Annotated in this window: 25 protein-coding genes; 19 read left to right on the top strand and 6 right to left on the bottom strand. The window is 71.9% G+C overall.

Features of this window, described 5'->3' with window-relative positions; translation table 11 throughout:
• Positions 1-68: 68 nt before the first annotated feature.
• The 5 genes from MOV08_RS19085 (at position 69) to folE (ending at position 6,072) form a co-directional block, all read left to right on the top strand.
• Positions 69-1,214 (top strand): zinc-dependent metalloprotease, encoded by a 1,146-nt coding sequence (locus tag MOV08_RS19085; protein ID WP_039634166.1) that lies wholly within the window; start codon positions 69-71, stop codon positions 1,212-1,214.
• A gap of 194 nt (positions 1,215-1,408) precedes the next feature.
• Positions 1,409-2,416, top strand: coding sequence for a tRNA lysidine(34) synthetase TilS (tilS, locus tag MOV08_RS19080; RefSeq protein WP_039634163.1), 1,008 nt, complete (start codon positions 1,409-1,411; stop codon positions 2,414-2,416).
• Positions 2,417-2,530: 114 nt separating this feature from the next.
• Positions 2,531-3,070 (top strand): hypoxanthine phosphoribosyltransferase, encoded by a 540-nt coding sequence (hpt, locus tag MOV08_RS19075; RefSeq protein ID WP_039641113.1) that lies wholly within the window; start codon positions 2,531-2,533, stop codon positions 3,068-3,070.
• Between the two features lie 283 nt (positions 3,071-3,353).
• The gene (gene ftsH, locus MOV08_RS19070) at positions 3,354-5,360 is read left to right on the top strand and encodes an ATP-dependent zinc metalloprotease FtsH (protein WP_039634162.1); all 2,007 of its coding nucleotides are present in this window, start codon (positions 3,354-3,356) and stop codon (positions 5,358-5,360) included.
• A gap of 106 nt (positions 5,361-5,466) precedes the next feature.
• Positions 5,467-6,072, top strand: coding sequence for a GTP cyclohydrolase I FolE (folE, locus tag MOV08_RS19065; protein ID WP_039634160.1), 606 nt, complete (start codon positions 5,467-5,469; stop codon positions 6,070-6,072).
• A gap of 140 nt (positions 6,073-6,212) precedes the next feature.
• Here the strand turns inward: folE and MOV08_RS19060 are convergent, their stop codons facing one another.
• The gene (locus tag MOV08_RS19060) at positions 6,213-7,328 is read right to left on the bottom strand and encodes an alpha/beta hydrolase (protein ID WP_275308237.1); all 1,116 of its coding nucleotides are present in this window, start codon (positions 7,326-7,328) and stop codon (positions 6,213-6,215) included.
• 140 nt (positions 7,329-7,468) lie between these two features.
• Here MOV08_RS19060 and MOV08_RS19055 point away from each other — a divergent pair, with 140 nt between their 5' ends.
• From MOV08_RS19055 to MOV08_RS19030, 6 genes are all read left to right on the top strand, one after another.
• Positions 7,469-9,310 carry a phosphatidylglycerol lysyltransferase domain-containing protein gene (locus tag MOV08_RS19055; RefSeq protein WP_275308236.1) on the top strand — a complete coding sequence of 614 codons (1,842 nt, stop codon included), beginning with the start codon at positions 7,469-7,471 and terminating at the stop codon, positions 9,308-9,310.
• A gap of 133 nt (positions 9,311-9,443) precedes the next feature.
• On the top strand, positions 9,444-10,367 hold the full coding sequence (folP, locus tag MOV08_RS19050) for a dihydropteroate synthase (RefSeq protein WP_039634156.1): 924 nt from the start codon (positions 9,444-9,446) through the stop codon (positions 10,365-10,367).
• A 5-nt stretch (positions 10,368-10,372) separates the two neighbouring features.
• Positions 10,373-10,855, top strand: coding sequence for a nuclear transport factor 2 family protein (locus tag MOV08_RS19045; RefSeq protein ID WP_275311828.1), 483 nt, complete (start codon positions 10,373-10,375; stop codon positions 10,853-10,855).
• Positions 10,856-11,220: 365 nt separating this feature from the next.
• Complete coding sequence (gene folB, locus MOV08_RS19040; protein ID WP_016574864.1) at positions 11,221-11,580, top strand: dihydroneopterin aldolase; 360 nt, start codon at positions 11,221-11,223, stop codon at positions 11,578-11,580.
• Complete coding sequence (gene folK, locus MOV08_RS19035; RefSeq protein ID WP_039634152.1) at positions 11,577-12,224, top strand: 2-amino-4-hydroxy-6-hydroxymethyldihydropteridine diphosphokinase; 648 nt, start codon at positions 11,577-11,579, stop codon at positions 12,222-12,224. Before folB ends, folK begins: the two co-directional genes overlap by 4 nt.
• Before the next feature lie 213 nt (positions 12,225-12,437).
• A complete protein-coding gene (locus tag MOV08_RS19030) occupies positions 12,438-12,926 on the top strand; it encodes a DUF3180 domain-containing protein (protein ID WP_039634150.1) in 489 nt (162 codons plus the stop codon).
• A gap of 65 nt (positions 12,927-12,991) precedes the next feature.
• On the opposite strand, the gene MOV08_RS19025 is transcribed toward MOV08_RS19030, so the two are convergent.
• Positions 12,992-14,161 carry an ABC transporter ATP-binding protein gene (locus tag MOV08_RS19025; protein WP_275308234.1) on the bottom strand — a complete coding sequence of 390 codons (1,170 nt, stop codon included), beginning with the start codon at positions 14,159-14,161 and terminating at the stop codon, positions 12,992-12,994.
• A 208-nt stretch (positions 14,162-14,369) separates the two neighbouring features.
• On the opposite strand from MOV08_RS19025, the gene MOV08_RS19020 reads away from it, so the two are divergent.
• The 4 genes from MOV08_RS19020 (at position 14,370) to MOV08_RS19005 (ending at position 18,131) form a co-directional block, all read left to right on the top strand.
• Positions 14,370-15,098, top strand: a complete 729-nt coding sequence (locus tag MOV08_RS19020; RefSeq protein WP_039641108.1) for an ABC transporter permease — start codon at positions 14,370-14,372, stop codon at positions 15,096-15,098.
• 2 nt (positions 15,099-15,100) lie between these two features.
• Entirely contained in the window at positions 15,101-15,853 is a 753-nt protein-coding gene (locus MOV08_RS19015; protein WP_039641106.1) for an ABC transporter permease, read from the top strand.
• A 24-nt stretch (positions 15,854-15,877) separates the two neighbouring features.
• On the top strand, positions 15,878-16,852 hold the full coding sequence (locus MOV08_RS19010) for an ABC transporter substrate-binding protein (RefSeq protein ID WP_275308233.1): 975 nt from the start codon (positions 15,878-15,880) through the stop codon (positions 16,850-16,852).
• 64 nt (positions 16,853-16,916) lie between these two features.
• On the top strand, positions 16,917-18,131 hold the full coding sequence (locus tag MOV08_RS19005) for a hypothetical protein (protein ID WP_420834182.1): 1,215 nt from the start codon (positions 16,917-16,919) through the stop codon (positions 18,129-18,131).
• 141 nt (positions 18,132-18,272) lie between these two features.
• Here MOV08_RS19005 and MOV08_RS19000 read toward each other — a convergent pair whose 3' ends face one another.
• On the bottom strand, positions 18,273-19,415 hold the full coding sequence (locus tag MOV08_RS19000) for an NADH-quinone oxidoreductase subunit D (protein WP_039634144.1): 1,143 nt from the start codon (positions 19,413-19,415) through the stop codon (positions 18,273-18,275).
• Positions 19,416-19,538: 123 nt separating this feature from the next.
• On the bottom strand, positions 19,539-20,717 hold the full coding sequence (locus tag MOV08_RS18995; RefSeq protein WP_275308232.1) for an SAM-dependent methyltransferase: 1,179 nt from the start codon (positions 20,715-20,717) through the stop codon (positions 19,539-19,541).
• 277 nt (positions 20,718-20,994) lie between these two features.
• On the opposite strand from MOV08_RS18995, the gene MOV08_RS18990 reads away from it, so the two are divergent.
• From MOV08_RS18990 to MOV08_RS18980, 3 genes are all read left to right on the top strand, one after another.
• Positions 20,995-22,200, top strand: a complete 1,206-nt coding sequence (locus tag MOV08_RS18990) for a sensor histidine kinase (RefSeq protein ID WP_078875812.1) — start codon at positions 20,995-20,997, stop codon at positions 22,198-22,200.
• A gap of 187 nt (positions 22,201-22,387) precedes the next feature.
• The gene (locus MOV08_RS18985; RefSeq protein WP_039634138.1) at positions 22,388-23,071 is read left to right on the top strand and encodes a response regulator; all 684 of its coding nucleotides are present in this window, start codon (positions 22,388-22,390) and stop codon (positions 23,069-23,071) included.
• A 155-nt stretch (positions 23,072-23,226) separates the two neighbouring features.
• On the top strand, positions 23,227-23,934 hold the full coding sequence (locus MOV08_RS18980; RefSeq protein ID WP_039634136.1) for a glycoside hydrolase family 75 protein: 708 nt from the start codon (positions 23,227-23,229) through the stop codon (positions 23,932-23,934).
• Positions 23,935-23,974: 40 nt separating this feature from the next.
• Here MOV08_RS18980 and MOV08_RS18975 read toward each other — a convergent pair whose 3' ends face one another.
• Positions 23,975-25,084, bottom strand: a complete 1,110-nt coding sequence (locus MOV08_RS18975) for a DUF5937 family protein (RefSeq protein ID WP_039634134.1) — start codon at positions 25,082-25,084, stop codon at positions 23,975-23,977.
• A 100-nt stretch (positions 25,085-25,184) separates the two neighbouring features.
• Here MOV08_RS18975 and MOV08_RS18970 point away from each other — a divergent pair, with 100 nt between their 5' ends.
• Positions 25,185-25,502 carry a hypothetical protein gene (locus MOV08_RS18970; RefSeq protein WP_275308230.1) on the top strand — a complete coding sequence of 106 codons (318 nt, stop codon included), beginning with the start codon at positions 25,185-25,187 and terminating at the stop codon, positions 25,500-25,502.
• A 175-nt stretch (positions 25,503-25,677) separates the two neighbouring features.
• Here the strand turns inward: MOV08_RS18970 and MOV08_RS18965 are convergent, their stop codons facing one another.
• Complete coding sequence (locus MOV08_RS18965; RefSeq protein ID WP_275308229.1) at positions 25,678-26,901, bottom strand: threonine aldolase family protein; 1,224 nt, start codon at positions 26,899-26,901, stop codon at positions 25,678-25,680.
• Between the last annotated feature and the right edge of the window lie 7 nt (positions 26,902-26,908).

Genomic DNA, 26,908 nt, shown 5'->3' with positions numbered 1-26,908 from the left:
AGCGGCCACGTGGGGCCAACCACCCCCGTCGGCTACCAGCCGGCGCAGCGTCCCCGTACCGTGAACCCATGACGAGCATCGGTGGTGTCGAGATGGTCGACTGGAATCTCGCGGTCGCGACCGCGACCCGATTCGTACGGCCCGGTCCGGAGGTGAGCCGGGACGAGGCGCGGGCGATCGTCGCCGAGCTGCGCCGGCACGCCAAGTCGTCCGAGGAGCACGTCCGGGGGTTCACCCGAATGGCGCAACCCGGCGCGGAGGGCGGGGCGGTGTCGCACGACACGCCGGTCCTGGTGGTGGACCGTCCCGGCTGGATCCGGGCCAACGTCGCCGGCTTCCGGGCGGTGCTCAAACCGCTGCTCGCCAAGATGGAGGACCGGCGGTCCTCGACGCCCGGCGGTGCGGTGCTCGGCGCGGTCGGCGGCAAGGTGACCGGCGTGGAGCTGGGCATGCTGCTGTCGTTCCTGGCGTCGCGGGTGCTGGGCCAGTACGAGACGTTCGCCCCGGCCTCGCGGGACCTGCCGGCCGGGACGCAGGGCGGCCGGCTGCTGCTGGTGGCGCCGAACATCGTCCATGTGGAGCGGGAGCTCGACGTGGCGCCGCACGACTTCCGGCTGTGGGTGTGCCTGCACGAGGAGACCCACCGGACCCAGTTCAGCGCCGTGCCCTGGCTGCGGGACCACATCGAGGGCGAGATCCAGTCCTTCCTCGCGGAGACCGACATCGACCCGGGGACGCTGCTGGAGCGGCTGCGGGAGGCCGCCCAGTCGCTGGCCGGTGCCAGGCCGGAGGGCGAGGAGGGCGAGGAGAGCCGTTCGCTGGTGGACGTGGTGCAGACGCCCGTGCAGCGGGAGATCCTCGGGCGGCTGACCGCGGTGATGTCGCTGCTGGAGGGGCACGCCGACTACGTCATGGACGGGGTGGGGCCCGAGGTGGTGCCCTCGGTGGCGGAGATCCGGGAGAAGTTCCAGAAGCGGCGGGCCAGCGGTGCCGGTCGGCTGGACCAGGCGCTGCGGAAGCTGCTGGGGCTGGACGCGAAACTGCGGCAGTACCGTGACGGTGAGCGGTTCGTGCGGTCCGTCGTCGAGGAGGTCGGCATGGACGGCTTCAACCGCGTCTGGACGTCGCCCAACACCCTCCCCACCAAACAGGAGATCGCCAAACCGGCGGACTGGGTCGCGCGGGTGCACCGGAAGGCCGACGGAGCACCGTAAGCGCAGGAGGTGAGCCGGGCACGCCACGCGGCAGTAGAGCGCCCCTTCAATCACCCGTCTGAGGGACCGTGACCGATGGATAGGCGTGCAATGCTCGGGGAACTGCTCACTTCTGTCACCATCTAGACACTCTGTGTGACGAAGTGCCGTCCACGCTTGAGGCTCGTCCCCCAGCTGAACGATTGGAAACGGACATGGGTCCCCATCCAGCGGTCGCCGCGATACGCCTGGCGGTCCGCCGCGTACTCCACGACGTGCTCACCCACCACTGCGCGCAGGACCGGCGCGAGGCACCGCTCGTGCTCGTCGCCTGCTCCGGCGGCGCCGACTCCATGGCGCTCGCCTCCGCCCTCGCCTTCGAAGCCCCCAAACTGGGTGTCCGCGCCGGGGGCGTGACCATCGACCACGGCCTACAGGAGGGCTCCGACCTCCGCGCCGCCGAGGTCGCCCTGCGACTGCGGGCCCTCAAGCTCGACCCCGTCGACATCGTCAGCGTCGAGGTGGGCCGGGTCGGCGGCCCCGAAGCGGCCGCCCGCGATGCCCGCTACGCCGCCCTGGACGCCACCGCCGACCGCCACGGCGCCAGCGCGATCCTCCTCGGCCACACCCGCGACGACCAGGCGGAGACCGTGCTCCTCGGGCTGGCCCGCGGCTCCGGGATCCGCTCGCTGTCCGGGATGGCCGCGGCCACCGGGACGAACGGCCGCTACCGCCGCCCCTTCCTGGACGTGGACCGACAGACCGCCCGTACGGCATGCCTCATCCAGGCGCTGCCCGTCTGGGACGATCCCCACAACACCGACCCCGCCTACACCCGCTCACGGCTGCGGCACGAGGGGCTGCCCGCCCTGGAGAAGTGCCTGGGCAAGGGCGTCGTCGAGGCGCTGGCGCGGACCGCCCAGCTCTCCCGCGACGACGCCGACGCACTGGACGGCTGGGCCGCGGACGCCGAGGCGACGGTGCTCGACGAGGCCGGCACCCTCGACGTGGCCGGACTCTTCGCGCTGCCGGCCGCGGTGCGCCGTCGGGTGCTGCGCCGGGCGGTCATCGCGGCCGGTTCGCCGGCCGGTTCGCTCTTCGCCCGCCACATCGAGGAAGTGGACCGGCTGATCACGGCCTGGAGGGGTCAGGGTGCCATCAACCTCCCCGGGCGCGTGGGTGTGCGACGGCAGGGTGGCAGACTGGTCATTCGGCAGGGCTGAGCGGCAGAGATCGCGCCCTGCCGTGTGATCTCACGACCGGTCCCCGCTTCGTGAGCTCCACGACCGATCTGCACACGTAACCGAACGAGAGTGGCACGGGTGGACGACAAGGACATGGGCGCCGACCTTCAGTCGGTGCTCATCACTAAGGAAGAGATCGACGCCAAGCTGGCCGAGCTGGCTGCGAAGATCGACGCGGAGTACGCGGGCAAGGACCTGCTCATCGTCGGTGTCCTCAAGGGCGCGGTGATGGTGATGGCGGACCTGGCGCGTGCGCTGTCCAACCCCGTCACGATGGACTGGATGGCCGTGTCCTCCTACGGCGCGGGCACCCAGTCCTCCGGTGTGGTCCGCATCCTCAAGGACCTGGACACCGACATCAAGGGCAAGCACGTCCTGATCGTCGAGGACATCATCGACTCGGGTCTGACGCTGTCGTGGCTGCTGTCGAACCTCGGCTCGCGCGAGCCCGCCTCGCTGGAGGTCTGCACGCTGCTGCGCAAGCCGGACGCGGCCAAGGTCGCCATCGACGTGAAGTGGATCGGCTTCGACATTCCCAACGAATTCGTCGTGGGTTACGGCCTGGACTTTGCGGAGAAGTACCGCAATCTGCCGTTCGTCGGTACCCTTTCGCCCCACGTGTACGGCGGCTGAGAGCACCCCCGCGTCCCCCGGCCGCCGCGTCGGACGGGGACCCGGATGGCCCGTGGCGGGCGTCGGGAACCCTTCGGGGATTCCCGCCGTTGGAGCAGGGAGAGGGGAATCCCGGGCTTCATTGTTCCGCACCGGCACGGGCGCCGGGTGACAATGCTGGGGTACCGTCCGAAGGCAGTCGGTTTTCGGGCCAGTAATACACACCGTACGCACGACCAGCCCTCCAGAGGGCGTTGTGCCTCACTGTGGCAGGAGGGACGGGGCCTTAGGTGGCTCCGTGTGGATGGACGTGAAGCGATACTTCCGTGGGCCGGTCATGTGGATCGTGCTGGCCGTCCTCGCCGTGGTCGTGTTGATGCAGGTCGTCGGCTCGTCCGGCGGCTATAAGACGGTGGACACCGGTCAGGTCGTCAAGGCGATCGCTGACAACAAGGTGAAGTCCGCCGAGCTCACCACCGGCGACGAGAACAAGATCAAGATCGAGCTGTCGGGCGACAACAAGATCGCCGGCTCCAACAAGATTCAGGCCAGCTACATCGGCGACCAGGGCGTTGACCTGGCGAAGAACCTGCAGGCCAAGTACCAGACGGGTGAGATCAAGGACGGCTACACCGTCTCCCCGTCGAAGCAGAACCCGTTCGTCAGCGTGATCATCACGCTGCTCCCCTTCATCCTCATCCCGGTCATCTTCCTGATCCTGATGAACCAGATGCAGGGCGGCGGGTCCCGGGTGATGAACTTCGGCAAGTCGAAGGCGAAGCTGATCACCAAGGACACCCCCAAGACGACCTTCGCGGACGTCGCGGGTGCCGATGAGGCCGTCGAGGAGCTCCACGAGATCAAGGAGTTCCTCCAGGAGCCGGCGAAGTTCCAGGCCGTCGGCGCCAAGATCCCCAAGGGCGTGCTGCTGTACGGCCCGCCCGGTACGGGCAAGACGCTGCTCGCGCGCGCCGTCGCGGGCGAGGCCGGCGTCCCGTTCTACTCGATCTCCGGCTCCGACTTCGTCGAGATGTTCGTCGGTGTCGGTGCCTCCCGGGTCCGTGACCTCTTCGAGCAGGCCAAGGCGAACGCCCCGGCGATCGTCTTCGTCGACGAGATCGACGCCGTCGGCCGGCACCGCGGTGCGGGTCTCGGCGGTGGCCACGACGAGCGCGAGCAGACCCTCAACCAGCTGCTCGTCGAGATGGACGGCTTCGACGTGAAGGGCGGCGTGATCCTGATCGCCGCCACCAACCGCCCGGACATCCTCGACCCGGCGCTGCTGCGCCCCGGCCGTTTCGACCGGCAGATCGCCGTCGACCGTCCGGACCTGCAGGGCCGGCTGGAGATCCTCAAGGTCCACCAGAAGGGCAAGCCGGTCGCGCCGGACGTCGACCTCTCGGCCGTCGCCAAGCGCACCCCGGGCTTCACCGGTGCCGATCTGTCCAACGTCCTCAACGAGGCCGCGCTGCTGACGGCCCGGAGCGACGAGAAGCTGATCAACAACCACTTCCTGGACGAGGCGATCGACCGCGTCGTGGCCGGACCGCAGAAGCGGACCCGGATCATGTCCGAGAAGGAGAAGAAGATCACCGCGTACCACGAGGGCGGGCACGCCCTGGTCGCGGCGGCTTCGCCGAACTCCGACCCGGTCCACAAGATCACGATCCTGTCCCGCGGTCGGGCTCTGGGCTACACCATGGTCCTGCCCGACGAGGACAAGTACTCCACCACCCGCAACGAGATGCTCGACCAGCTGGCGTACATGCTGGGCGGGCGTGCGGCGGAGGAGCTGGTCTTCCACGACCCGACCACCGGTGCCGCCAACGACATCGAGAAGGCGACCGCCACCGCCCGCGCGATGGTCACGCAGTACGGCATGACCGAGCGGCTCGGCGCGATCAAGTTCGGCACGGACAACTCCGAGCCGTTCCTGGGTCGCGAGATGGCGCACCAGCGCGACTACTCCGAGGAGGTCGCCGCGCTGGTCGACGAGGAAGTCAAGAAGCTCATCGAGACCGCGCACAACGAGGCGTGGGAGATCCTGGTCGAGAACCGCGACGTGCTCGACAACCTCGTTCTGGAGCTCCTGGAGAAGGAGACCCTGAACAAGGAGCAGATCGCCGAGGTCTTCAAGCACATCGTGAAGCGCCCGGCCCGCCCGGCGTGGACCGGCTCCTCGCGTCGTACGCCCTCGACCCGTCCGCCGGTGCTGACGCCCAAGGAGCTGGCCCCGGCCAACGGCTCCACGGCACCGTCGGTCTCCATGGAGAAGACGGACACCGCCGAGGAACCGCGCTCGGATAGCTGAGCCAGGGGCCCCCGGGCCCCGGAATACGCGCCGCGCCCCCCAAGGTTTTAGCCTGGGGGGCGCGGCTTTCCGCGTTTCGAGCGGGCCCAGAAGGAACGAGGCACCAATGACGGACCCTGTGACGCTGGACGTCGAGGGCGCGATCGGCACGTTTGACGAGAAGCGCGCCGAGAACGCCGTGCGCGAGCTGCTCATCGCGGTGGGCGAGGACCCGGACCGGGAGGGCCTGCTGGAGACGCCGGCGCGGGTGGCGCGGGCGTACAAGGAGATCTTCGCCGGACTGTGGCAGAAGCCCGAAGACGTGCTGACCACCACCTTCGACCTCGGCCATGACGAAATGGTGCTGGTCAAGGACATCGAGGTGGTCTCGAACTGCGAGCACCACTTGGTGCCGTTCGTCGGTGTGGCCCACGTCGGCTACATCCCGTCCACCGACGGCAAGATCACCGGGCTGTCCAAGCTGGCCCGGCTGGTCGACGTGTTCGCCCGGCGCCCCCAGGTCCAGGAGCGGCTGACCACCCAGATCGCCGACTCGCTGATGAAGATTCTGGAGCCGCGCGGGGTGATCGTGGTCATCGAGTGCGAGCACATGTGCATGACCATGCGCGGGGTGCGCAAGCCGGGGGCGAAGACGACGACCTCCGCGGTGCGCGGGCAGCTGCGCGATCCCGCGACGCGGGCCGAGGCGATGAGCCTGATACTGGCCCGCTGAGGCCGGCAGGCCGGGAAGAGACGGGAAAGGCGGTCGTCGGCGCCCTGTGCGGCGTGCCACGGCCCGTAACGGGGAGCGGCCCGGGGCCGCGGCGGTATCGCCGGGACCCCGGGCCGCTGCCGGGTCGCCAAGGGGCCTGGTCAGGCCTTCAGGTGGCCGCCCATCCACGCCAGCGCGGCGGGGATCTCGCGGCGCCAGGTGTTGAAGTTGTGGCCGCCGCTGTCCAGGATGATCGACGCGACCTTGGACGGCGACTTGGTGCCCTCGATGAACTTCAGGGTGGGCTTGTAGTTGCTCTCGCCGTGCTTGCTGCTGGTGACCAGCAGGTTCACCGGGGGAGCGGGCATGTGCTTCTGCCGCCAGTGCAGGTCGTTCTCCCGCTCCAGCTGCTTGCTCCCGCCGAACAGGGGGCCGGTGGTGGCGTCGATCGGCGCCTTGTAGTCGCCGGAGAGGGAGACCGCGGTCGAGTACGACTGCGGGTTGCGCATGGTCAGCTTCAGCGCGCAGTAGCCGCCGGTGGAGTCGCCCATGATGCCCCAGCTCTTGGCGTCCTTGCCGACGCGGTACTGGCCGCTGATGTCGTGCCGCAGGTCGTGGGCGAAGAACGTCTCGGTCTGGGGGCCGTTGGGTATGTCCACGCACTCGGTGTCACGGGGCGGGGCGACCGTCGGGCGCATCATCACCAGGACGGTCGGCTGGATGCGGTTGTCCTGGAGCAGGTCGTACTGGGTCTGCGGGTAGTGCAGCTTCTTGTAGAGCGCCTCGGCGGTGCCGGGGTAGCCGGTCAGGACCACCGCCGCGGGGAACTTCTTGTGCGCGTACTTCTTCTGGAAGTACTGCGGCGGCAGGTAGACGTACGCCGGGCTGGCGATCTTGGACTTCTCGCCGCGGATCAGGACCTTGTCCAGCCGGCCGGCGGACGTCGGGACCGAGGCGCCCTGGATGCTCAGGCGCTCGGTGCCCAGCATCTTGAGGTTGGTGCCGTTCGGGCCGGACTTGTAGTTGGTGACCACGCCCGGTTCCTGCTCCTGGCCGAAGAGGTCGGCCCAGGAGGCGTAGAAGCCGAAGGTGTTGTTGGCGAACAGGCCGATCGCCGCGAAGAGCGAGAGCTGGGTGGCGAAGAGCAGGCCGATGCGGCCGAGCACGGCGCGCCAGTTGCCCTTGGAGAGCCGCGGCCAGAGCCAGATGGTGAGAACGAACAGTGCCACCGCGACGAGTACGGCGAGCAGCAACACTTTCTTGCTGGTGAGACCCATGTGGTGCTTTCTTCCGGGCGGCCGGGCCATCCGGACCGCAAGTGGAACCCCGAGCCCTGAGACGCCGTCATACAGGGCGCAAAAGTCCAGATGCTGCGACTAGGCTCGCACGTTCTCTCGACCGGGGCGACGGGAAAGTGATGTCTGACAGGCTAGATGGGGAAAAGTCGGAGAAGGTTGCGTGGTCTGCGCCACGCTGGCTCCGTGGCCCGCGGCCCACGGCGGTACCCGGGCTGATCGGCACGGCAGGCGTCGTGGTCGGTGTGCTGAATCTCATGTCCGGGCTCTTCCCGCGCTTCCGGCACAGCCGGGTGCACGCGGTGGCCGAGGTGCTGCCGGGCGCGGTGAGCCCGCTGGCGGCCTCCGCCTCGCTCGTCGTCGGGATCCTGCTGCTGCTCCTGGCCCACGGGCTCAAGCGGCGCAAGCGGCGGGCCTGGGTGGCGGCGGTGGCGCTGCTGCCGGTGGGGATCGCCGCCCAGGTGGTGTACCGGCACTCGGTCTTCGGGGCCGTGCTGTCGTTGCTGCTGCTGGGGTTCCTGATCCGGCACCGGCGGGAGTTCGCGGCGCTGCCGGACCCGCGCAGCCGCTGGCGGGCGGTGGCCAACTTCATCGTCCTCGGTGGGGTCAGCTTCGCCCTCGGGATGGTGATCGTCAGCTCCCACCCGCACAAGATCGTCGGCTCGCCGTCGTTCGGTGCGCGCGCCGAGCACGTGCTGTGGGGGCTCTTCGGCTTCGAGGGGCCGGTCGCCTACACCCATGGCGTGGACTACACCGTGGGCTACTCGCTCGGTGCGCTGGGCCTGCTGACCGTGGCCACCACCGCGTACCTCGCCTTCCGGCCCGAGCACCCCGCGGCCCGGCTGACGGACGAGGACGAGCAACGGCTGCGGGAGCTGCTGGCCAAGCACGGCAGCCGGGACTCGCTGGGCTACTTCGCGCTGCGCCGGGACAAGGGCGCGGTGTTCTCGCCGTCCGGCAAGGCCGCGGTCTGCTACCGGGTGATCTCCGGGGTGATGCTCGCCAGCGGCGACCCGATAGGGGACGTCGAGGCGTGGCCGGGCGCCATCGAGCGCTTCATGGAGGAGGCGCGGGCGCACTCCTGGACCCCCGCGGTGCACGGTTGCAGCGAGACCGGCGGCCAGGTCTGGACCCGGGAGACCGGGATGGACGCGCTGGAGCTGGGCGACGAGGCGATCGTGGACGTCGCCGACTTCACCCTGTCCGGCCGGTCGATGCGCAACGTGCGGCAGATGGTCAAGCGCATCGAGCGCAACGGGTACACCACTCAGGTGCGCCGGGTGCGCGACCTGGAGCCGGAGGAGCTGGAGCGGGTACAGAAGGCCGCCGACGCCTGGCGCGACACCGACGACGAGCGCGGCTTCTCCATGGCGCTCGGCCGCATCGACGCGGACAAGGACGGCGACGCGGTGATCGCGACCGCGCATCTGGCCCCGGCGGAGGGCGAGGAGGCCGGCCCGTTCGGTGACCTGAAGGCGTTGCAGTACTTCGTGCCCTGGGGGCCGGACGGTATGTCGCTGGAGCGGATGCGGCGCGACCGCAGCGCCGACCCGGGTATGAACGAGCTGCTGATCGTCGCCGCCCTGCACACCGCGCCGGAGCTGAAGATCAAGCAGCTCTCGCTGAACTTCGCGGTCTTCCGCTCCTACCTGGAGCGGGGCGAGAAGCTGGGCGCGGGCCCGGTGATGCGCATCACGCGCGGGACGCTGCTCTTCCTGTCCCGCTGGTACCAGATCGAGTCGCTCTACAAGTTCAACGACAAGTTCCAGCCGCGCTGGGAGCCGCGGTTCGTGGTCTTCCGCAGCAGCCGGGACATCCCGCGGATCGGCCTGGCGACCATGCAGGCGGAGGGCTATCTGGAACTGCCGCGGGTGCTGCGCCGCCGGAAGGCCGCCGAGTCGCTGCCCTGCGCGCATCCGGAGGAGTCGGTGCTGGCGGCCGGGACGCTGGAGAAGGTCGCCTAGGCCGCGTCCGCAACCGCGACGAACGGGCCGTTCGGGCGCCCCGCACGGGGTGCGCGGGCGGCCCGTCGGACGTCGGGTCGCGCAGGTCGGCGGGGGCAATCCGGCCGGTCGGCACACGGCCTACGCTGGTGCCATGAGTACCTTGCGCGGCCGGGTGGCCGGACTGCCGGACTGGGACCGCTGCGCGGTGATGGGCGTCGTGAACGTGACGCCCGATTCGTTCTCCGACGGCGGCGAGTGGTTCGACACCGAGCTCGCCGTCAAACACGGTCTGGACCTGGTGGCCCAGGGCGCCGACATGGTGGACGTCGGCGGCGAGTCGACGCGCCCCGGCGCGGCCCGGGTGGACGAGGCCGAGGAGCTGCGCCGGGTCGTCCCGGTGGTCCGGGAGTTGGCCTCGGCGGGGGTCGTGGTCTCCGTCGACACCATGCGCGCCGCGGTGGCCGAGCAGGCCGTGGAGGCCGGCGCGTGGTTGGTCAACGACGTCAGCGGCGGGCTGGCCGACCCGGCGATGGTGCCGGTGGTCGCCGCCCACCACGTCCCGTTCGTGGTGATGCACTGGCGGGGCCAGTCGATCGACATGAACAACCGGGCGGTCTACGCGGACGTCGTCGGCGAGGTGGTCGACGAGCTGGCGGTCAGCGTGGAGCGCGCGGTCGCCGGCGGGGTGGACCCGGAGCGGATCGTCATCGACCCCGGGCTGGGCTTCGCCAAGGAGGCCGGGCACGACCTGGCGCTGGTCGCCCAGCTGAACCGGCTGCGGGCGCTTGGCCGACCGCTGCTGGTGGCCGCTTCGAGGAAACGGTTCCTGGGCAGGGTGCTGGCAGGCGGCGAGGGTGCCGCTCCACCGCCGGCCCGGGAGCGGGATGCCGCGACGGCGGCGGTGTCGGCGATCGTGGCGCGAGAGGGGGCCTGGGCGGTGCGGGTGCATGAGGTCAGGGCGAGCGCGGACGCGGTGCGGGTGGCCCGCGCCGTCGAGGGCGCGGTGGCCGGGAGCGCCGGGGCGTCCGGTGCGGGCCGGGTGAGCGGTACGGCGACGACGACGGGGACGAAGTGAGCGGCTTGGGCCCACGGACGGACATCGAGCTGGTCGAGCAGGCGAACACCACGCTGTACGAGACCATCGAGCGTGGCGACCACGAGGCGCTGTCCGAGCTGTGGTTGGACGGTCAGGTGAGCGTGGTGCACCCGGGGTGGCCGGTGCTGCGCGGGCGCGGGGAGGTGCTCCGCTCGTACGCGCTGATCATGGCGAACACCGAGTACATCCAGTTCTTCCTGACCGATGTGGAGATCGACGTCATCGGCGACACCGCGCTGGTGACCTGTACGGAGAACATCCTCAGCGGGGGGCCCGCCGAGGACGACGGCTCGGTGGGGCCGCTGATCGGCCAGTTGGTCGTGGCGACCAATGTCTTCAGACGGACCGAGGACGGCTGGCGGGTCTGGTCGCACCACGGCTCGCCGGTGCTCGCGGACCGCGAGGACGACGAAGGGGACGACGACGCGGACGAGGACGAGGAGAGCGGGCCCGCCGGCCGGTTGTAGTCCCACTCCGCGGACATGTGAGTGGCTTCACAAGCGTGCCCGTCCCGGGGGAGTGCGCCGGCGCGCCCGGCGTCAGCGGCCCGGGCGGGGCGCACCCGTTCGAGCCAAGTGCGGTATGGGTAGGGGTGGGGCGGGTGTGCGCGGGTAAGAGGCCGCGCGGGCGATCTCCCGTGCGCCGCAAGGCTGTCTGCGCGACGCGGCCTAGCAGCGGGACGGGGCCTTGTCCATAGCCCCCGTGGGCGAGCGCTGTCGGTGCTCGCAGGTAGATTCGAATGGGGCAGCGTCGCCGGCCGACTCTGGCGCCTGCCCGAATCCGACGAACAAATGGCGCCAAGGGTGCCGCCGGACCAGTGGGAGTGATTCGCGTGGATCGTGTCGCGCTGCGTGGGCTGAAGGCCAGAGGCCACCACGGGGTGTTCCCCCGGGAGCGCGAGGAAGGCCAGACCTTCATCGTCGACCTGGTCCTCGGCCTGGACACCCGCCCGGCGGCGGCCTCCGACGATCTCGCGAAGACCGTCCACTACGGCATCGTCGCCGAGGAGGTGGTGGCCGTCGTCGAAGGCGAGCCCGTCGACCTCATCGAGACCCTGGCGGAGCGCATCGCCGACCAGTGCCTGAAGCACGAGGGGGTGCAGGAGGTGGAAGTGGTGGTCCACAAGCCGGACGCACCGATCACCGTCCCCTTCGATGACGTGACCATCACCATCACTCGGAGCCGAGTATGAAAACCACCCAGCAGCCGGCCCCCGCCACCCCCTCCCGCTCCTCCCACGTCAACCCCGTCAACGACCCGACCGTCCAGCCGGTCCCCGCTTCCGTGGTGGAGCAGGTGGACGCGGCGGACGTCACGCTCTCCAACCCCAAGCGCGCGGTGATCTCGCTGGGGAGCAACCTCGGCAACCGCCTGGAGACCCTCCAGGGCGCCGTCGACGCGCTGGAGGACACCCCCGGTGTACGGGTCAAGGCGGTCTCCCCGGTGTACGAGACCGAGCCGTGGGGCGTCGCCCCCGACTCGCAGCCCTCGTATTTCAACGCCGTGGTGCTGATCAAGACGACGCTGCCGCCGGAGTCCCTGCTGGAGCGCGGGCACGCCATCGAGGAAGCCTTCGAGCGGGTGCGGGACGAGCGCTGGGGCCCGCGCACCATCGACGTGGACATCCTCGCCTACCAGGACGTGGTCTCCGACGACCCGCGGCTGACGCTGCCGCACCCGCGCGCCCACGAGCGGGCGTTCGTCCTGGTGCCGTGGCACGACATCGACCCGGAGGCGGAGGTTCCGGGGCGCGGCGCGGTGGCCGCCCTGCTGTCGGGGGTCGGCGCCGAGGGTGTGAATCTCCGGGCGGACCTGGAACTGCGGCTGCCCGAGTAGTCGTTAGGGTTGCGGGCCGGTCGCGTACGGTGGCGATGCGTTCGGGACGCCGGGTGCGCTGATGTACTGGCGTATGGACGTCGGTGGCGTACGCGCTCGCGCGTACGCAGGCGGCCGGACGGATACGGCGGCCGCACCGGTGGGTGCGGCCATGAGAGCAGACTCGGTCATCGCGGCAGGGGTGACCGGGACGGTGCGAGGGGCGATCGCGCGGTGAAGCAGCTACGGATCAAGGTCCTGGTCGGGCTGTTCCTGGTGATGGGGATCCTGGCCTGGGCGGGCGCCCGGTTGTGGGACTCGTTCGGGACGCTTCCCAGTGTGCCGGTGGCGGCGCCGATCGTGTTGGCGCTGATCGCCGCGGTGCTGGCGGCCACCGCCTTCTCGCTGCGGTCCCGGCTGCGGGCACAGCGCGAGCGGCGGCCCGGGGCGAAGGGCGTCGAACCGCTGGTGGCCGCCCGGGCGGTGGTCTTCGGCCAGGCGAGCGCCCTGGTGGCGTCGCTGGTCGCCGGGTTGTACGGCGGCGTCGGGGCCTTCCTGCTGACGTCGGGGGTGGACGACGCGCGCAGCAGCCAGGCGGTGTACGCCGGGCTCTCGGTGGTCGCCGGGGCCGGCGTGATCGCCGCGGCGATCTTCTTGGAGCGGGTCTGCAAGCTGCCCGAGGGCGAGGAAGGCGACGACGGCCCCGGCGCGACGCGGGCGTGACCGCGACGCGGGTGTGACGGAGCCCCGGCCGGACCGACGCGGTCCGGCCGGGGCTCCGGTGCTCTTCAGGTCCGCGGGACGGTGTCCAGGGCGACCTCGTCGCGCGGGAGGTCGGCGGCGTCCGCTGTGGTGGCGCGGCGCAGCGCGCCGTGCAGTGCGGCGGGGGTGAGGACGCCCCGGTAGCGGTCGCCGTCGAGGACCGCGAGCCAGCCCGCGTCGTGCTGGAGCAGCGTGCTCAGCGCCTGCCGGAGCGGGGTGCCGAGCGGCACCGCGGCGGTCATCGGGCGGGCCAGGTCGCGGACGCCGGCGGTGCGGTCAGCGGCGGGGCCGGTGAGCGTGTCGGCCGCCACCCAGCCGTAGAGCGATCCGTCGGTGTCCAGGACGACGGCCCAGGGGGCGTCGGCGGCGGAGAGCGCGTCGGCGGCCCGGGAGGCCGGGTCGTCCAGGCGGACCACCGGCGGCTCGTCGAGGTCGGCGGCCTCGACGGGGGTCACCGCGAGCCGCTTCAGCCCCCGGTCGGCGCCCACGAACTCGGCGGTGTACGGGGTCGCCGGGGCGCCCAGGACCGTCGCCGGGGTGTCCAGTTGCTCGATCCGTCCGGCGCCGTAGACGGCGATGCGGTCGCCGAGCCGGACCGCCTCCTCGATGTCGTGGGTGACGAAGAGCACCGTCTTGTGGAGCGTGGACTGGAGCCGCAGGAACTCGTTCTGGAGGTGCTCGCGGACGACCGGGTCGACCGCGCCGAAGGGCTCGTCCATCAGCAGCACGGGTGGGTCGGCGGCGAGTGCGCGGGCCACGCCCACGCGCTGCCGCTGGCCGCCGGAGAGCTGGTCGGGGTAGCGGTCGCCGTAGACGGACGGGTCCAGGCCGACCAGGTCCAGGAGTTCGGCGGCGCGGGCCCGGGCCGCTTTGCGCGGCCGGCCGAGGAGGTGGGGGACGGTGGCGGTGTTGTCCAGGATGGTCTTGTGGGGGAAGAGCCCGACCTGCTGGATGACGTAGCCGATGTGGCGGCGGAGTTCGACCGGGTCGGCGTCGGCGATGTCCTCGCCGTCGAGGAGGATCCGGCCGTCGGTGGGGTCGATGAGCCGGTTCACCATCTTCATCGTGGTCGTCTTGCCGCAGCCCGAGGGGCCTACGAGGGTGATGAGTTCACCCTTGGCGACCTCGAAGGAGAGGTCGTCGACGGCCGTGGTGCCGTCGGCGTAGCGCTTGGTGACGTGCTCGAAGCGGATCATGAATTCCCCCTGTGTGGACGGGCCCCATTGTGTACGCGTCGTGCGTGGGTGGCATGAACGCGATGTTGCGAGTGGAGGGTGGGCCGAGGCGATTGTCAGTGGTGGGGGTTAGGGTCGCAGACAGTCACCACGGTATCGGCGAGCGGGGGAGGTGACGGCGGTGGAGGCACCGGTGCGCGCGGCGGAAATGCTGACGGGCAGTCAGTTCATGGCGCAGGGCGGCGGGCCCGGCTGCCTGGAGCGGAACGACTGGATATGCGGGGAGTACCTCCGCACCCGGAGCCAGGAGTTGCTGGACGCCACGCTCCAGCACGTCGGCATCACGGTGGTGTCGGTGCTCCTCGGGCTGCTGGTCGCCTTTCCGCTGGCGCTGCTGGCGCGGCACCGGCGGGGCGTCGCGGGCCCGGTCCTGGGGCTGACGACGGTGTTGTACACCGTGCCGTCGCTGGCGATGTTCGCGCTGCTGACACCGGTCTTCGGGGTGTCGCCGTCGGTCGTCGTGACGGGCCTGGTGCTGTATTCGCTGACGATCCTGGTGCGCAACATCCTCGCGGGGCTGGACGGGGTGCCCGCCGAGGTGCGGGAGGCCGCCCGCGGGATGGGGTACGGGCCCGCCCGGCTGCTGTTCGAGGTGGAACTCCCGCTCGCGCTGCCCGCGTTGGTGGCCGGTGTGCGGATCGCCACGGTCTCGACGGTGGCGATGACGACGATCGGCTCGGTCGTCGGCTACGGCGGGCTGGGCAATCTCATAGCCAGCGGCATGGAGGGCTTCTTCAAGGCGGAGGTGCTGACCGCGTCGGTGCTGTGCGTGCTGCTTGCGCTGGTGGCGGATCTGCTCCTGCTCGGGCTGCAGCGGCTGCTGACGCCGTGGACGCGGGCGCGCTCCGGGGGCCGCCGGGTGCGCCGCGGGGCGGCCGTGGCGAAGGCGGTGGGGTGAGCGTGGACGCGATCACGGGGGCCTGGCAGTGGCTGGGCACGGCCGCCAACTGGGCCGGCGAGAAGGGCGTGTGGCACCGCCTCGGTGAGCACCTCTGGCTGAGCGGGCTGTGCCTGCTGCTGTCGTGTCTGATCGCACTGCCGCTGGCGCTGTGGCTCGGGCACATCGGCAAGGGCGGGACGCTGGCGGTCAATGTCTCCAACGTGGGGCGCGCGGTGCCGACCTTCGCGGTGCTGGTGCTGCTGACGCTGAGCCCGTTGGGGAAGCACGGCGACTGGCCGACGATCATCGCGCTGGTGCTGTTCGCGGTGCCGCCGCTGCTGACCAACGTCTATCTGGGCATACGCGAGGCGGACCGCGATGTGGTCGAGGCGGCGCGCGGGATGGGCATGTCGGGTCCGCAGCTGCTGCGGCGGGTGGAAATACCCCTCGCCTACCCGCTGATCATGACGGGCCTGCGCTCGGCCGCGGTCCAGGTGGTGGCCACCGCGACGCTGGCCGCGCTGGCCGGCGGCGGGGGCCTGGGCCGGATCATCACCGCCGGCTTCGGCAACTACGACACCGCGCAGGTGGTCGCCGGTGCGGTGCTGGTGGCGCTGCTGGCCCTGGTGGTGGAGGGGGCGCTGGTGCTGCTGGACCGGGCCTGCGACCCGATGCGCGGACGGCGGCGCGGGCCGCGCAAGAGGGGGCAGGGCCCGGTCGAGGAGGCCCCGCCCGCTCCGACCCGAGACGTCTCAACCGGTCAACCGACCTGATCCGAACGGACGGAGTGGAATTCCATGAGCAGCACAGCACGCACGGCCCGCACGGCGCGTACCGCGCTCGCCGCGGGGACGGTGGTGGCGCTGGCGGCCGGGCTGGCCGCGTGCGGCGGGCAGAGCCTGGAGGAGAAGGGCGGCCAGGGCAAGGGTGGCGGGAAGGGCGAGATCGTCATCGGCTCGGCGGGTTTCACCGAGTCGAAGGTGCTCGCCGAGATCTATTCGCGGGTCCTCGCCGATGCCGGTTACCGCCCGCGGGTTCAGACGCTGACCAATCGTGAGCTGTATGAACCGGCCCTTGAGAAGGGCCAGATCGATGTCGTTCCGGAATATGCCTCCACGCTCGCGGAATTCCTCAACGCGAAGAAGAACGGCGCCAAGGCGAAGCCGGTGGCGTCCAGCGACATCGGCAAGGCGGTGGCGGAGCTGAAGAAGCTGGCCGAGCCGCGCGGACTGAAGGTGCTGCCGGCGGGCGCGGCCACCGACCAGAACGCGTTCGCGGTGACCAAGGAATTCGCCGCCCAGCACACGCTCAAGACGCTCTCCGACCTGGGCCGTTCCCAGCAGAAGATCAAACTCGCCGCGGGGGAGGAGTGCGAGACCCGGGTCTTCTGCAAGCCCGGCCTGGAGAAGACCTACGGCATCACCGTCGAGGGCATCGACCCCAAGGGCGTGGGGACTCCCCAGGCCAAGCAGGCCGTCAAGGACGGCACCGATCAGCTGGTGCTCACCACGACCACGGACGCCACCCTCGACAACTTCGGTCTGGTGCTTCTGCAGGACGACAAGAAGCTGCAGAACGCCGACAATGTCCTGCCGGTGCTGAATGCCAAGAGCGCCGGTGACAAGGAGATCGAGACCGCCCTCGACAAGATCACGAACGTGCTCACCACCGAGGACTTGATCAACTTGAACCGCAAGGTCGACGCCGAGCGTTTGAAGCCCGCCGATGTCGCGCAGGCATATTTGGAGTCCAAGGGGTTGGTCAAGAAGTAACCAGCGGGGAACGGATCCGTAGGCGAGGCCCCATAGGTCTCGAACGCACGGTAAGTTTCTGGCCATGCCACGAGGACGCCACCGCCATTCCCCACCCCTCCACCGGCTGCTTCCTCCATTGACGGTCGCCGGTGCGTCAATTGCCTGCGCCACGGGAGCCTGGTTCGTCGGCGACGACCTCGTGCAACGGGTGCTCGCCGCCGGTGCCGCGGCCGCCGCGGTCACCGGTGCGGTCCTGCTGCGCTCATGGGACCGCAAGGCCGGTAAGCGGGTCGCCGAGCTGACGCGCGCCCGGGTGCGCGACGAGTGGCGCACCGAGGAGCGGGTCGCGGAGCTGGAGACGGACGTCGAGGAGGCGCGCGAGATCCGCGCCGGCCTGGACGCCAAGCTCCGTGCCAAGCGCGCCGAACTCGCCAGGTTGCGCAGCGAGCACGCCGCGCTGCTGCGCCGCTACGCCACCGCCGAGACCGAGCGGGCCAGCGCCCTGGAGGGGCGCCGACTGCTCGCCATCGAGGCCGGGCAGCCGTCCTCCGGCGGCGAACTCGTCCCGGCCCGGCGCGGGCCGGCGACCGGCGGCGGTCGCCCGGTGCCGGCCGCCCGGGACGCGGACGGCGCGGCCCCGGCCCGTCCGGCCGCCACGTTCGCGGAGGCGGACCGGGCGCTGCGCGAGCTGGCCCGCAACGCCGCCCGGCAGCGCGCGGCCGCAGAACACACCGGCCAGGACGGCAGCAGCGCCGAGGGGAAGCCCGAGGCGACCGACCGGGGGAAGGCCGGGGCGGCGGCCGCGCAGGGGGTGGGCGGACCGGCGCTCCGCCCGGTGCCGGCCGCCGCCGCCATCGCCCCGACCCGCCCGCCCGTGCCCCGCATGCTGGGCGGCTTCGACTTCTTCGGCAACACCACCGTGCCGCGTCAGCAGTTGACCGCGCCGCTGGAGGAGGACCTGGCGGACGTCGTCGGCGACGAGGCGGTCGCCGAACAGTCGGCGCGGGCTGAGGCCCGCGCGGCGCTTCCGCAGGCCGCCGGTGCGACCACCGCCGCGGCGCACCCGGGGTCCGAGGCCACGGAGTCCGACGCCACCGAGCCGGCGGCCGCGGAACACGACACCGCGGCCGGCGCCGACGGCGAGGCGTCCGGCGAAGAGACGTCCGGCGAGGAGGCACCCGGCAAGACGGTCGCCGACGGGGAGACCACGCACGGCGCCGGCGAGGTCATCGACCTGACCGCGCACGACGAGACCGAGCAGCTCGATCTCGCCGAACTGCGCAGCGCCATCTCCTGAGCGCCGGAAGGCGGCAGAACGCACCGAGCGGCGGGGAGTTCGTCCACAGCCTGTGGACGAACTCCCCGCCGCCGTGTCGTACGCGGGCGACCGCCGCGGGCCGTCGCGCGTCGGCGACGCGTCGAGGCCCCGGCGGTCCGGCTACTTGTCGATGTCCCCGACCACGAAGAACATCGACCCCAGGATGGCGACCATGTCGGCGATCAGGGTCCCCGGCAACAGCTCCGTCAGCACCTGGATGTTGTTGTACGACGCGGAGCGCAACTTCAGGCGGTAGGGGGTCTTCTCGCCCTTGGAGACCAGGTAGTAGCCGTTGATGCCCAGCGGGTTCTCCGTCCAGGCGTAGGTCGCGCCCTCGGGGGCCTTGAGGACCTTGGGCAGACGCTGGTTGATCGGGCCGGGCGGCAGCTCCGCGATCCGGTCCAGGCAGGCGTCGGCCAGGTCGAGGGAGTTGTGGGTCTGCTCCAGCAGGCACTCGAAGCGGGCCAGGCAGTCGCCCTCCTCCTTGGTGACGACCTTGAGCGTGGACTGCAGGTCCCCGTAGGCGAGGTACGGCTCGTCGCGCCGCAGGTCGAAGTCGACGCCGGACGCGCGGGCGATCGGCCCGGAGACGCCATAGGCGTGCACCGCCTCACGGCTCAGCACGCCCACGCCGCGGGTGCGACCTCGGAAGATCTCGTTGCCCAGCACCAGGTCGTCGAAGACGCCCATACGGGAGCGGACGTCGGCGACGGCCTGCCGGGCCCGGCCCAGCCAGCCGGCGGGCAGGTCCTCCTTGAGGCCGCCGACCCGGTTGAACATGTAGTGCATCCGGCCGCCGGAGATCTCCTCCATGACGGTCTGCAGCTCCTCGCGCTCCCGGAACGCGTAGAAGACGGGGGTGATGCCGCCGAGCTCCAGCGGGTACGAGCCGAGGAACATCAGGTGGTTCAGGACGCGGTTCAGCTCGGCGAGCAGCGTGCGGGTCCACACCGCGCGTTCGGGGACCTCCATGCCGAGCATCCGCTCGACGCCGAGCACCACGCCCAGCTCGTTGGAGAACGCCGACAGCCAGTCGTGGCGGTTGGCGAGCATGATGATCTGGCGGTAGTCGCGGGCCTCGAAGAGCTTCTCGGCGCCGCGGTGCATGTAGCCGATCACCGGCTCGGCCTGCCGGATGCGCTCGCCGTCCAGGACGAGGCGCAGCCGCAGCACGCCGTGCGTGGAGGGGTGCTGCGGGCCGATGTTCAGCACCATGTCGGTGCTCTCCGCCGCGCCGCCGATGCCGACCGTCGTCTCCGTCATGGGGACAGTGTCGCAGGGCGGGGTGAAGCGGAGCCGGGTGGTCCGTGGTGTGGAACGGGCCCGACCGAGGGCCGGGCGGCGGGGCCGGGGCATGGGGCGCGGCCGTGCGGTGCGGCCGCGCGGTCAGGCCGTGGGGTGCCGTCGGTCCGGGGCGTCGGAGGTGAGCAGGCCGGCGCAGGCGGCGCCGCCGACCGGCTCCAGCAGCCAGCCGAAGCCGCCCAGGCCCGCCGGATCGGTCAGTTCCGCGGCGTCCCCGGCCGCGCCCAGTGCCCGTAGGTAGCCGGCCGGGTCGGTGCCGGCCAGGGACAGCGGCGGGCGGCGACCGGCCACGCCGAGGGCGTGCAGCGCGGCGCGCTGGGTCAGTCGCTCGGCGGCCGGACCGGCGCAGGCGTCCAGCGCGACGTGCGCGGTGAGGTCGCAGCTGCCGTCCGGGACGGGGCGGACCTCGCGGCCCTCCCGGAAGCCGGTGAGGGTGCCGAAGGGGGGCCGGTCGGCGCGGTGGTGGGCGTAGTCGACGGCGACCGCGAGCCCGGCGCGGAGGGTGCGGACGGCGCGCGCCCAGGCGGCGTCCCGGGGGCGGCCGATCTCGGCGCGCGACCCGGTGGCGGGGCCGGCGTCGGCCTCCGGCGCGACGGGCGGCCACCAGCGGGCGAGCCACTCCGCGTCCGGGCCGTCGACCGGCGGACCCAGCCGTTCCGTGCCGTCGGCCCGGACCAGGACGCGGCGCGGTACGCCGTCGGCGTCCGTCTCGACGACGTCCACCGGGACGTTGTCCAGCCACTCGTTGGCGAAGAGCAGGCCGGCGAGGGAGCCCGGGGTGGGCAGCTCGGCGCGCCAGGTGATGCGGGGGTCGAGGCCCTGGGGGCGCGCGGCGCGTTCGACGGCGTACGGGCGCAGCCGGGCGCGCACGTCCTCGGGCAGGGCGGCCAGCACGCCGGTGAGCAACTCGCCGCGGCCCGCGCCGACGTCGACCAGGGCCAGCTCGTCCGGGTGCCCGAGTGCGGCGTCGACCCGGCGGAGGAGGGTGGCGACGGCGCCGGCGTACAGCGGGGAGGCGTGGACGGAGGTGCGGAAGTGGCCGGCGGGGCCGGGGCCGCCGGGGCGGGTGTAGAAGCCGTCGGGGCCGTAGAGCGCGTGCTCGGTCGCCTCCCGCCAGCCGCGCCAGGTGCCGTCGGCGGCGGCCGGCTCGGTGGTGCCGTCGGTGCCGGGGCCGGAGGGCGCGGCGGGGTGGTGGTCCTCGGCGGTCGCCGGCCGGGCGTGCCGATGCCCGTTCGCCGCCGGCCCGCGTCCCTGTGTCGTCACACGCACCACGGTACGGGGGGTGGCGCGCGGCGAAGGGGGTCGCCCCGTGGTGTGACGGTCGGCCTGCGGTATGAGCCCGGGTGGGGAGGAAAGCCGCTGGTGGCGGGCGTTTCTCCGGGGGCGGAGCGGGGGACGCCCGGGCCTTGTGATCATGTGTCACCCCCGGGGTCGACACAATGGGCGCATGGGGCCTCCACCTAGCGGAGTAGGCCCCACCGAAGAGGATCGCCCCTCCGGTTGACTCCGCTAGCCCTCTGCGCTGCCTACGCTGGGTTACGTGCAGCGCCTCTATGACTTCCTCCGCAGGCACCCGACGGGAGTGGACAGCTTCTGGGCTTTCCTCCTCTTCGGGCTCACCGGGTTGTGGGTCATCTCCCGGTCGGGCATCGAGGGCAAGTTCCTCGGCCTGTTCTTCAGCATCGGGCTGTGCCTGGTCATCGCCCTGCGCCGGAAGTACCCGGTCAAGATGCTGCTGCTGACCGCCGCCCTCGGCATCGGCCAGCTGATCTTCAACGTGACGCCCAATACGGGCGACTTCGCGATGCTGGTGATCATCTACACCGTTGCCTCGGAGACCTCGGCCCGCCGCTGGGCCTCACGCTTCGCACTGGCCGCCGCGCTGATCGCCCCCGGGCTGTCCCAGCTCCGCTTCCGGGACAGCCCGGTCGAAACGCCGTTGTGGGCAGCGGCGTTCTTCACGGTGCTGCTCACCGTGCCGTTCGTACTGGCCTGGGTGCTGGGCGACTCGATCCGCACCCGCCGCGCGTACTGGGCGCAGCTGGAGGAGAAGGCCGCCCGCCTGGAGAAGGAGCGCGAGGCCCAGTCCCGGATCGCGGTCGCGGCCGAGCGCGCCCGGATCGCCCGCGAGCTGCACGACGTCGTCGCGCACAACGTCTCGGTGATGGTCGTCCAGGCCGACGGCGCCGCCTACGTCCTCGATGCCGCGCCCGAGCAGGCCCGGCAGGCACTGGAGACGATCTCCGGCACGGGCCGGCAGGCGCTGGCCGAGATGCGCCGGCTGCTGGGCGTGCTGCGCACCGGCGAGCAGGCCGAGGGCGGGGAGTATGTGCCGCAGCCCGGCGTCGAGCAGCTCGCCGATCTCATAGACCAGGTCCGGGGCGCGGGGCTGCCGGTCGACTTCCGGGTGGTCGGCGAGCCGCGCCCGTTGCCCAGCAGCGTCGAACTGACCGCGTACCGCATCGTCCAGGAGGCGCTGACCAACACCCGCAAGCACGGCGGCCCCAGCGTCAGCGCCACCGTCCGCCTCACCTACCGGGACGACGACCTCGATCTGCTCGTCGAGGACGACGGCCGCGGCGCGCAGCACGAGCTCTACGAGTCGGGCGGCGAGGACGGGCTCGGCCACGGCCTGATCGGTATGCGCGAGCGGGTGGGCATGGTCGGTGGAATCCTCGACGCCGGGCCGCGGCCGGGCGGCGGCTTCCGGGTCAACGCCGTACTGCCGCTCAAGGCGGAGCGGTGAGGGGCCCGTCCGCGCCGCCGCCGCACCGGCCCGGCACGCCACGGTGCCGCTCCCGTAGGACGATGTGGTCCCGCGCGGCCCGGCGCCGCTCGCCGTGGTCCCGTTCGGGGCCGCCCCGCTCGCTTCCGTCCCACCTGCCTCAGCCGACCCAGCCGACCCAGGCAACCTGTGAAGGGATCCCCCTGCCATGACCATCCGCGTGATGCTCGTCGACGACCAGGTGCTGCTGCGCACCGGCTTCCGGATGGTGCTGGCCGCACAGCCCGACATGGAGGTCGTCGCCGAGGCGGGCGACGGGGTGCAGGCCCTGGAGGTGCTGCGTTCCACCGACGTGGACGTGATCCTCATGGACGTCCGGATGCCGCATCTCGACGGGGTCGAGACCACCCGCCGGATCTGCGGGGGCGGACAGCCCGAGGGCGCCCCGAAGGTGCTCATCCTGACCACCTTCGACCTGGACGAGTACGCCTTCTCCGCGCTGAAGGCCGGGGCCAGCGGCTTCATGCTCAAGGACGTCCCGCCGAGCGAACTCCTCGCCGCGATCCGGTCGGTGCACAGCGGGGACGCGGTCGTCGCCCCGTCCACCACCCGCCGCCTGCTGGACCGCTTCACGCCGATGCTGCCCGCCACCGCCGGTGAGCCCGCGCGGCCCGAGTTGGCGCGGTTGACCGATCGCGAGCGGGAGGTGCTGCTGCTCGTCGCGCAGGGACTGTCGAACGGCGAGATCGCGGCGAGGCTGGTGCTGTCCGAGGCCACGGTCAAGACCCATGTGGGCCGGATCCTGACGAAGTTGAGCCTGCGGGACCGGGTCCAGGCGGTGGTGCTCGCGTACGAGACGGGGCTGGTCCGGGCCGGGGGCGCCGGGGCGTAGCGCGGCCGACCGGGCCGACCGGGCCGGACGGGCGCAGGCCCGGTCGGTCCGGTCGTCGCGGTACGGGCGATGTCCGGCACGAGTGTTGACGCGAACACGTAAACGGGAGCAGATTGGCGCGCGGTAAGGAAACTTTCCTAACAGAAGGGTTCCCCGTGCGCAGCAGAACGCTTGCCCTCGCCACCGCCTCCGGCGCCGCCCTCCTCACCGCCGCGGCCCTTCCCGCCACCGCCCAGCCGGCCGCCCACCGGGCCGCGCCGCACACCGCCCTCCAGGAGGGCTCGGTCTCCGCGGCCCAACTGCTCGCCAAACTCAAGGACTGCAAGCAGATATCCAACGGCACGTACCGGACCGACGAGGAGACCTCGGCCACCGTCCCGGTCTGCGGCAAGAACGGCGCCGTCTTCTGGAAGGCCGACATGGACATCGACTGCGACGGGCAGATCACCGCGCAGTGCAACGCCGACACCGACCCCTGGTTCCAGGACGACACCCGCTTCCACCAGTCCGACGGCAAGCCGTTGAACGCCGCGAAGCTCCCCTATGTCGTGGTGCCCAGCGTCAGCGGCATCTGGAACTACGAGTCCGCGGGCATCAAGGGCGGCGGTGTGGTCGCCATCATCTACAACAACCAGGTCGAATACGCCGCCGTCGGCGACACCGGACCGGAGAAGATCATCGGCGAGGCGTCCTACGCGGCCGCCAAGGGGCTGGGCATCGACCCCAACCCCGAGACCGGCGGCGCGGATTCGGGCGTCACCTACCTGCTGTTCAAGAACTCCCGGACCTCGCCGATCGAGAGCCACGCCGATGCGGTCGGCCGCGGCGACGCCCTGGCGAAGGCGTTCCTGCAACAGAACTGACGGGCGGTGGGGCGGCGGCCCGCGCCGGGACCGCCGCCCCTCAGCGCAGCACGCCCTCAAGGAAGTCGCTGCCCAGCCGGGCCACCACCTGGAGGTCCAGCTGGTGCAGCACATAGCGCCCGCGGCGCCGGGTCTGCAGCAGCCCCGCCTTCTTCAGCACCGCGATGTGCCGCGACACCTCCGGCGGCGTGATGCCGAACGCCGTCGCCAGCTCCCCCGTCGTGTGCGGCCCCCGCGACAGGGTGCGGCACAGCTGCATCCGCATCGGATGGCCGAGCGCCTCCAGCCGTTGCTGGACGAGCTCCAGCGTGGCCGGTGCGGGCAACTCCGGGCTGGCGACCGGGTATTGGAGCACCGGACGCCAGCCGGGCGCGTGGCTGAACAGCAGGTGCGGCCAGCCGAACGAGGTCGGGAGCAGGGTGAGCCCGGGATCGGCGGGGTCGGCGAACGCCGTCGTGCGTCCGCTGGCCAGCTTGTCGACCAGGATCCGGGTGGTGCCGCTGCCGTCCTGCGCCTCGTCGAGCGTCAACGCCCGCGAGGTCGCGGCCAGCGTCTCGGCCAGGCCCTTGCGCCGCAGCAACTCGGTCTTGTGCCGGGCGTCGGCGGCGAGTTGGATGCCCACCCGCCGCCAGATGTCCCCGAAGAAGGCGTCCTCGCAGTCCTCGAACAGGCGGCGCAGCCACACCCGAAGCCCGTCGGGGTCGGTCAGCATCCGGTCCGTGAACGCCGCCTGCCGCGGGCCGCGGGCCGCCGCCATCTCCCGTACGCGCGCCCGTTCACCGGCGTCGACCAGGGGCGACGGCGTGGGAAGCGTGTACCTGGCCGAGCAGTTGATCTCGAAGAAGGCGGCCACGAACCGCTCGTCGTCGATCGTGTCCAGCGCGTCCAGCTCCTCCCGCAGCGTCGCCTTGGGGTGGGCGGGCAGCAGGATGTCGGAGCGGGAGGACCGCCACAGGAAGTCCGCCTCGCACAGCCGGTCCGCCAGGTCGGTCTTCAGCCCGGCGTTGGTCGCGGTGACCCAGCCGTGCAGCCCTGGATGGTGGCCCGGCTCGGACAGCGCGTGCAGCGCCGCACTCAGCTCGGCCAGCGGGGAGGGCGTGAAGACGACGCGCTCCGGCGGCAGCCCGGTGATGTCGATGACGTTGGCCATGGACCTATCATGCGCGAGGCCGTGACCTGCGGTGTCGTCGATTGACGGCTCTCGTCAATCGACGCGCCAGAGGCCGCTCGGCCGTCCCACAGTGAGGGACATGAACGCCATGCAGCAGCATCTCCTCGACAGCTACCGCGCCGCCCAGCGAGGCGAGGCCGCCCCGCCCGCACCGTACGCGGAAACCGCCCGCACCGTCCGGGAGGTCCGGCAGTGGCGCCGCTTCCGGGCCGTCGTCGGCGAACCCGCCGAGCGCTGGTGGGGGCGCGGCGGACGGCTGGCACGCGCCACCGCGGCACTGCTGGCCCACGGCCCGCGCCCGCTGGACGGCCGCCCTGCCGGACCGGCCCGGCCCGTCGCCGGACGGCTCCCCGCCGAGCACGACGGCAGGCACCGCGCGGGAACGGCCCGGGCATGAACCGCCCCGGCGGCAACGGCACGAGCGCGAACCGCCCGCGCAGCAAACACCCGGACACGACCCGCACGAGCACGAACGGCCCTGCCGGGAGCTCGTGGTGGGCTTCGCGGTGGTCCTCGCCGAGGTCCGCGCGACATGCGTCGCCGGGGCGCCCGGAGGGCCGCGCCGGCCGTCGTCAGCCGTCGATGCGCCGGACGAAGTCGCCCACCGCCGTGCGTATCTCCTCCGCCGTCCACTCCAGCGCGGGGGAGGCGACCGTCACCTCCGTCATCGCCACGCCCGGCGGTCCGGCCGAGGCCGGCTCGAACCACCTGCCGAACAGCGTCGTCCGGGTCGCCTCCGCCTGACGGATGCCCGCCTCGTTCAGAACCTCCGGTGGATGCGGCAGCCATACCTGGAACTCATGGGTGTGCGGCTCCTCGGGGTGGATCCGGAACCAGGGCACACCGGCCTCCGCCAGACCCTCCCGCAACGCCCGGGCGACGACCTTGGCCTGGGCCACGTACTGCGGCAGCCGCGGAAGCTCCTGCTCCAACCCGACCAGTGCGGCGAGAGCGGTCGGCCACTGCTGGAAGAGCTGACCGCCGTAGCGGTGCCGCCAGGCCCGGGCCTCCTCGACGAACTCCTCGGTGCCGGCCAGGGCGGCGCCCGCTATCCCGCCCAGCGATTTGTAGAACGAGACGTAGACGCTGTCCGCGAGGGCGGCGATCTCCGGGAGCTCCCTGCCGAAGTGCGGTGCGCACTGCCACAGCCGGGCGCCGTCGAAGTGCACCACCGCGTCCAGGTCCCGCGCCGCGGCGACCGCCGACGTCAGCTCCTCCCAGCTGGGCAGGACGTATCCGGCGTCCCGCAGCGGGAGTTCGAGGGCGAGGGTGCCGAAGGGTTCCTGGAGGTCGTAGATCTCGCCGGCGGTCGGCAGGCGCGGGGCGCCCGTCGGATGCACCATGCGCAGCCCGCTGACCACCGCGTACGCGTCGCGCTCATGCACCTCCAGGTGGGACAGCGGGTGACCGGCGACCGTCGTACTGCCCGTGCGGCCCGCCCAGCAGCGCAGCGCCACCTGCTGCGCCATCGTGCCCGTCGGGAAGAACACGGCGGCCCCGGTGCCCAGCGCGTCGGCCGTCCGACGCTCCAACTCCCCGACGATGCCGTCGTCGTTGCCGTAGCGGTCCGTCCGGTCGTCGAGGCCGTAGACGCCGGGGGCGTCGGCCGTCAGACGGGCCAGCCGCTCGGCGATCGTCTCCGGCGGGCGGGCGCCGGACAGCCTCCGCACCGAGCCGCGGTAGGCGGCGAACCGCCGCTCCCGGTCGTCGGCCGCGGCGACCACCGTCTCCTCCACCGCACCATCCCCGCAGGTGTGCTTCCCGCCGTCCGCCGGGTGCTTTCCGCCCTCGATCATGTCCCCC

The organism is Streptomyces yunnanensis (assembly GCF_029011865.1).
In the GTDB taxonomy this organism is placed as follows: domain Bacteria; phylum Actinomycetota; class Actinomycetes; order Streptomycetales; family Streptomycetaceae; genus Streptomyces; species Streptomyces yunnanensis.
The sequence above is the reverse complement of the archived record's forward strand: the minus strand, read 5'-3'. Positions and strand labels throughout refer to the sequence as shown.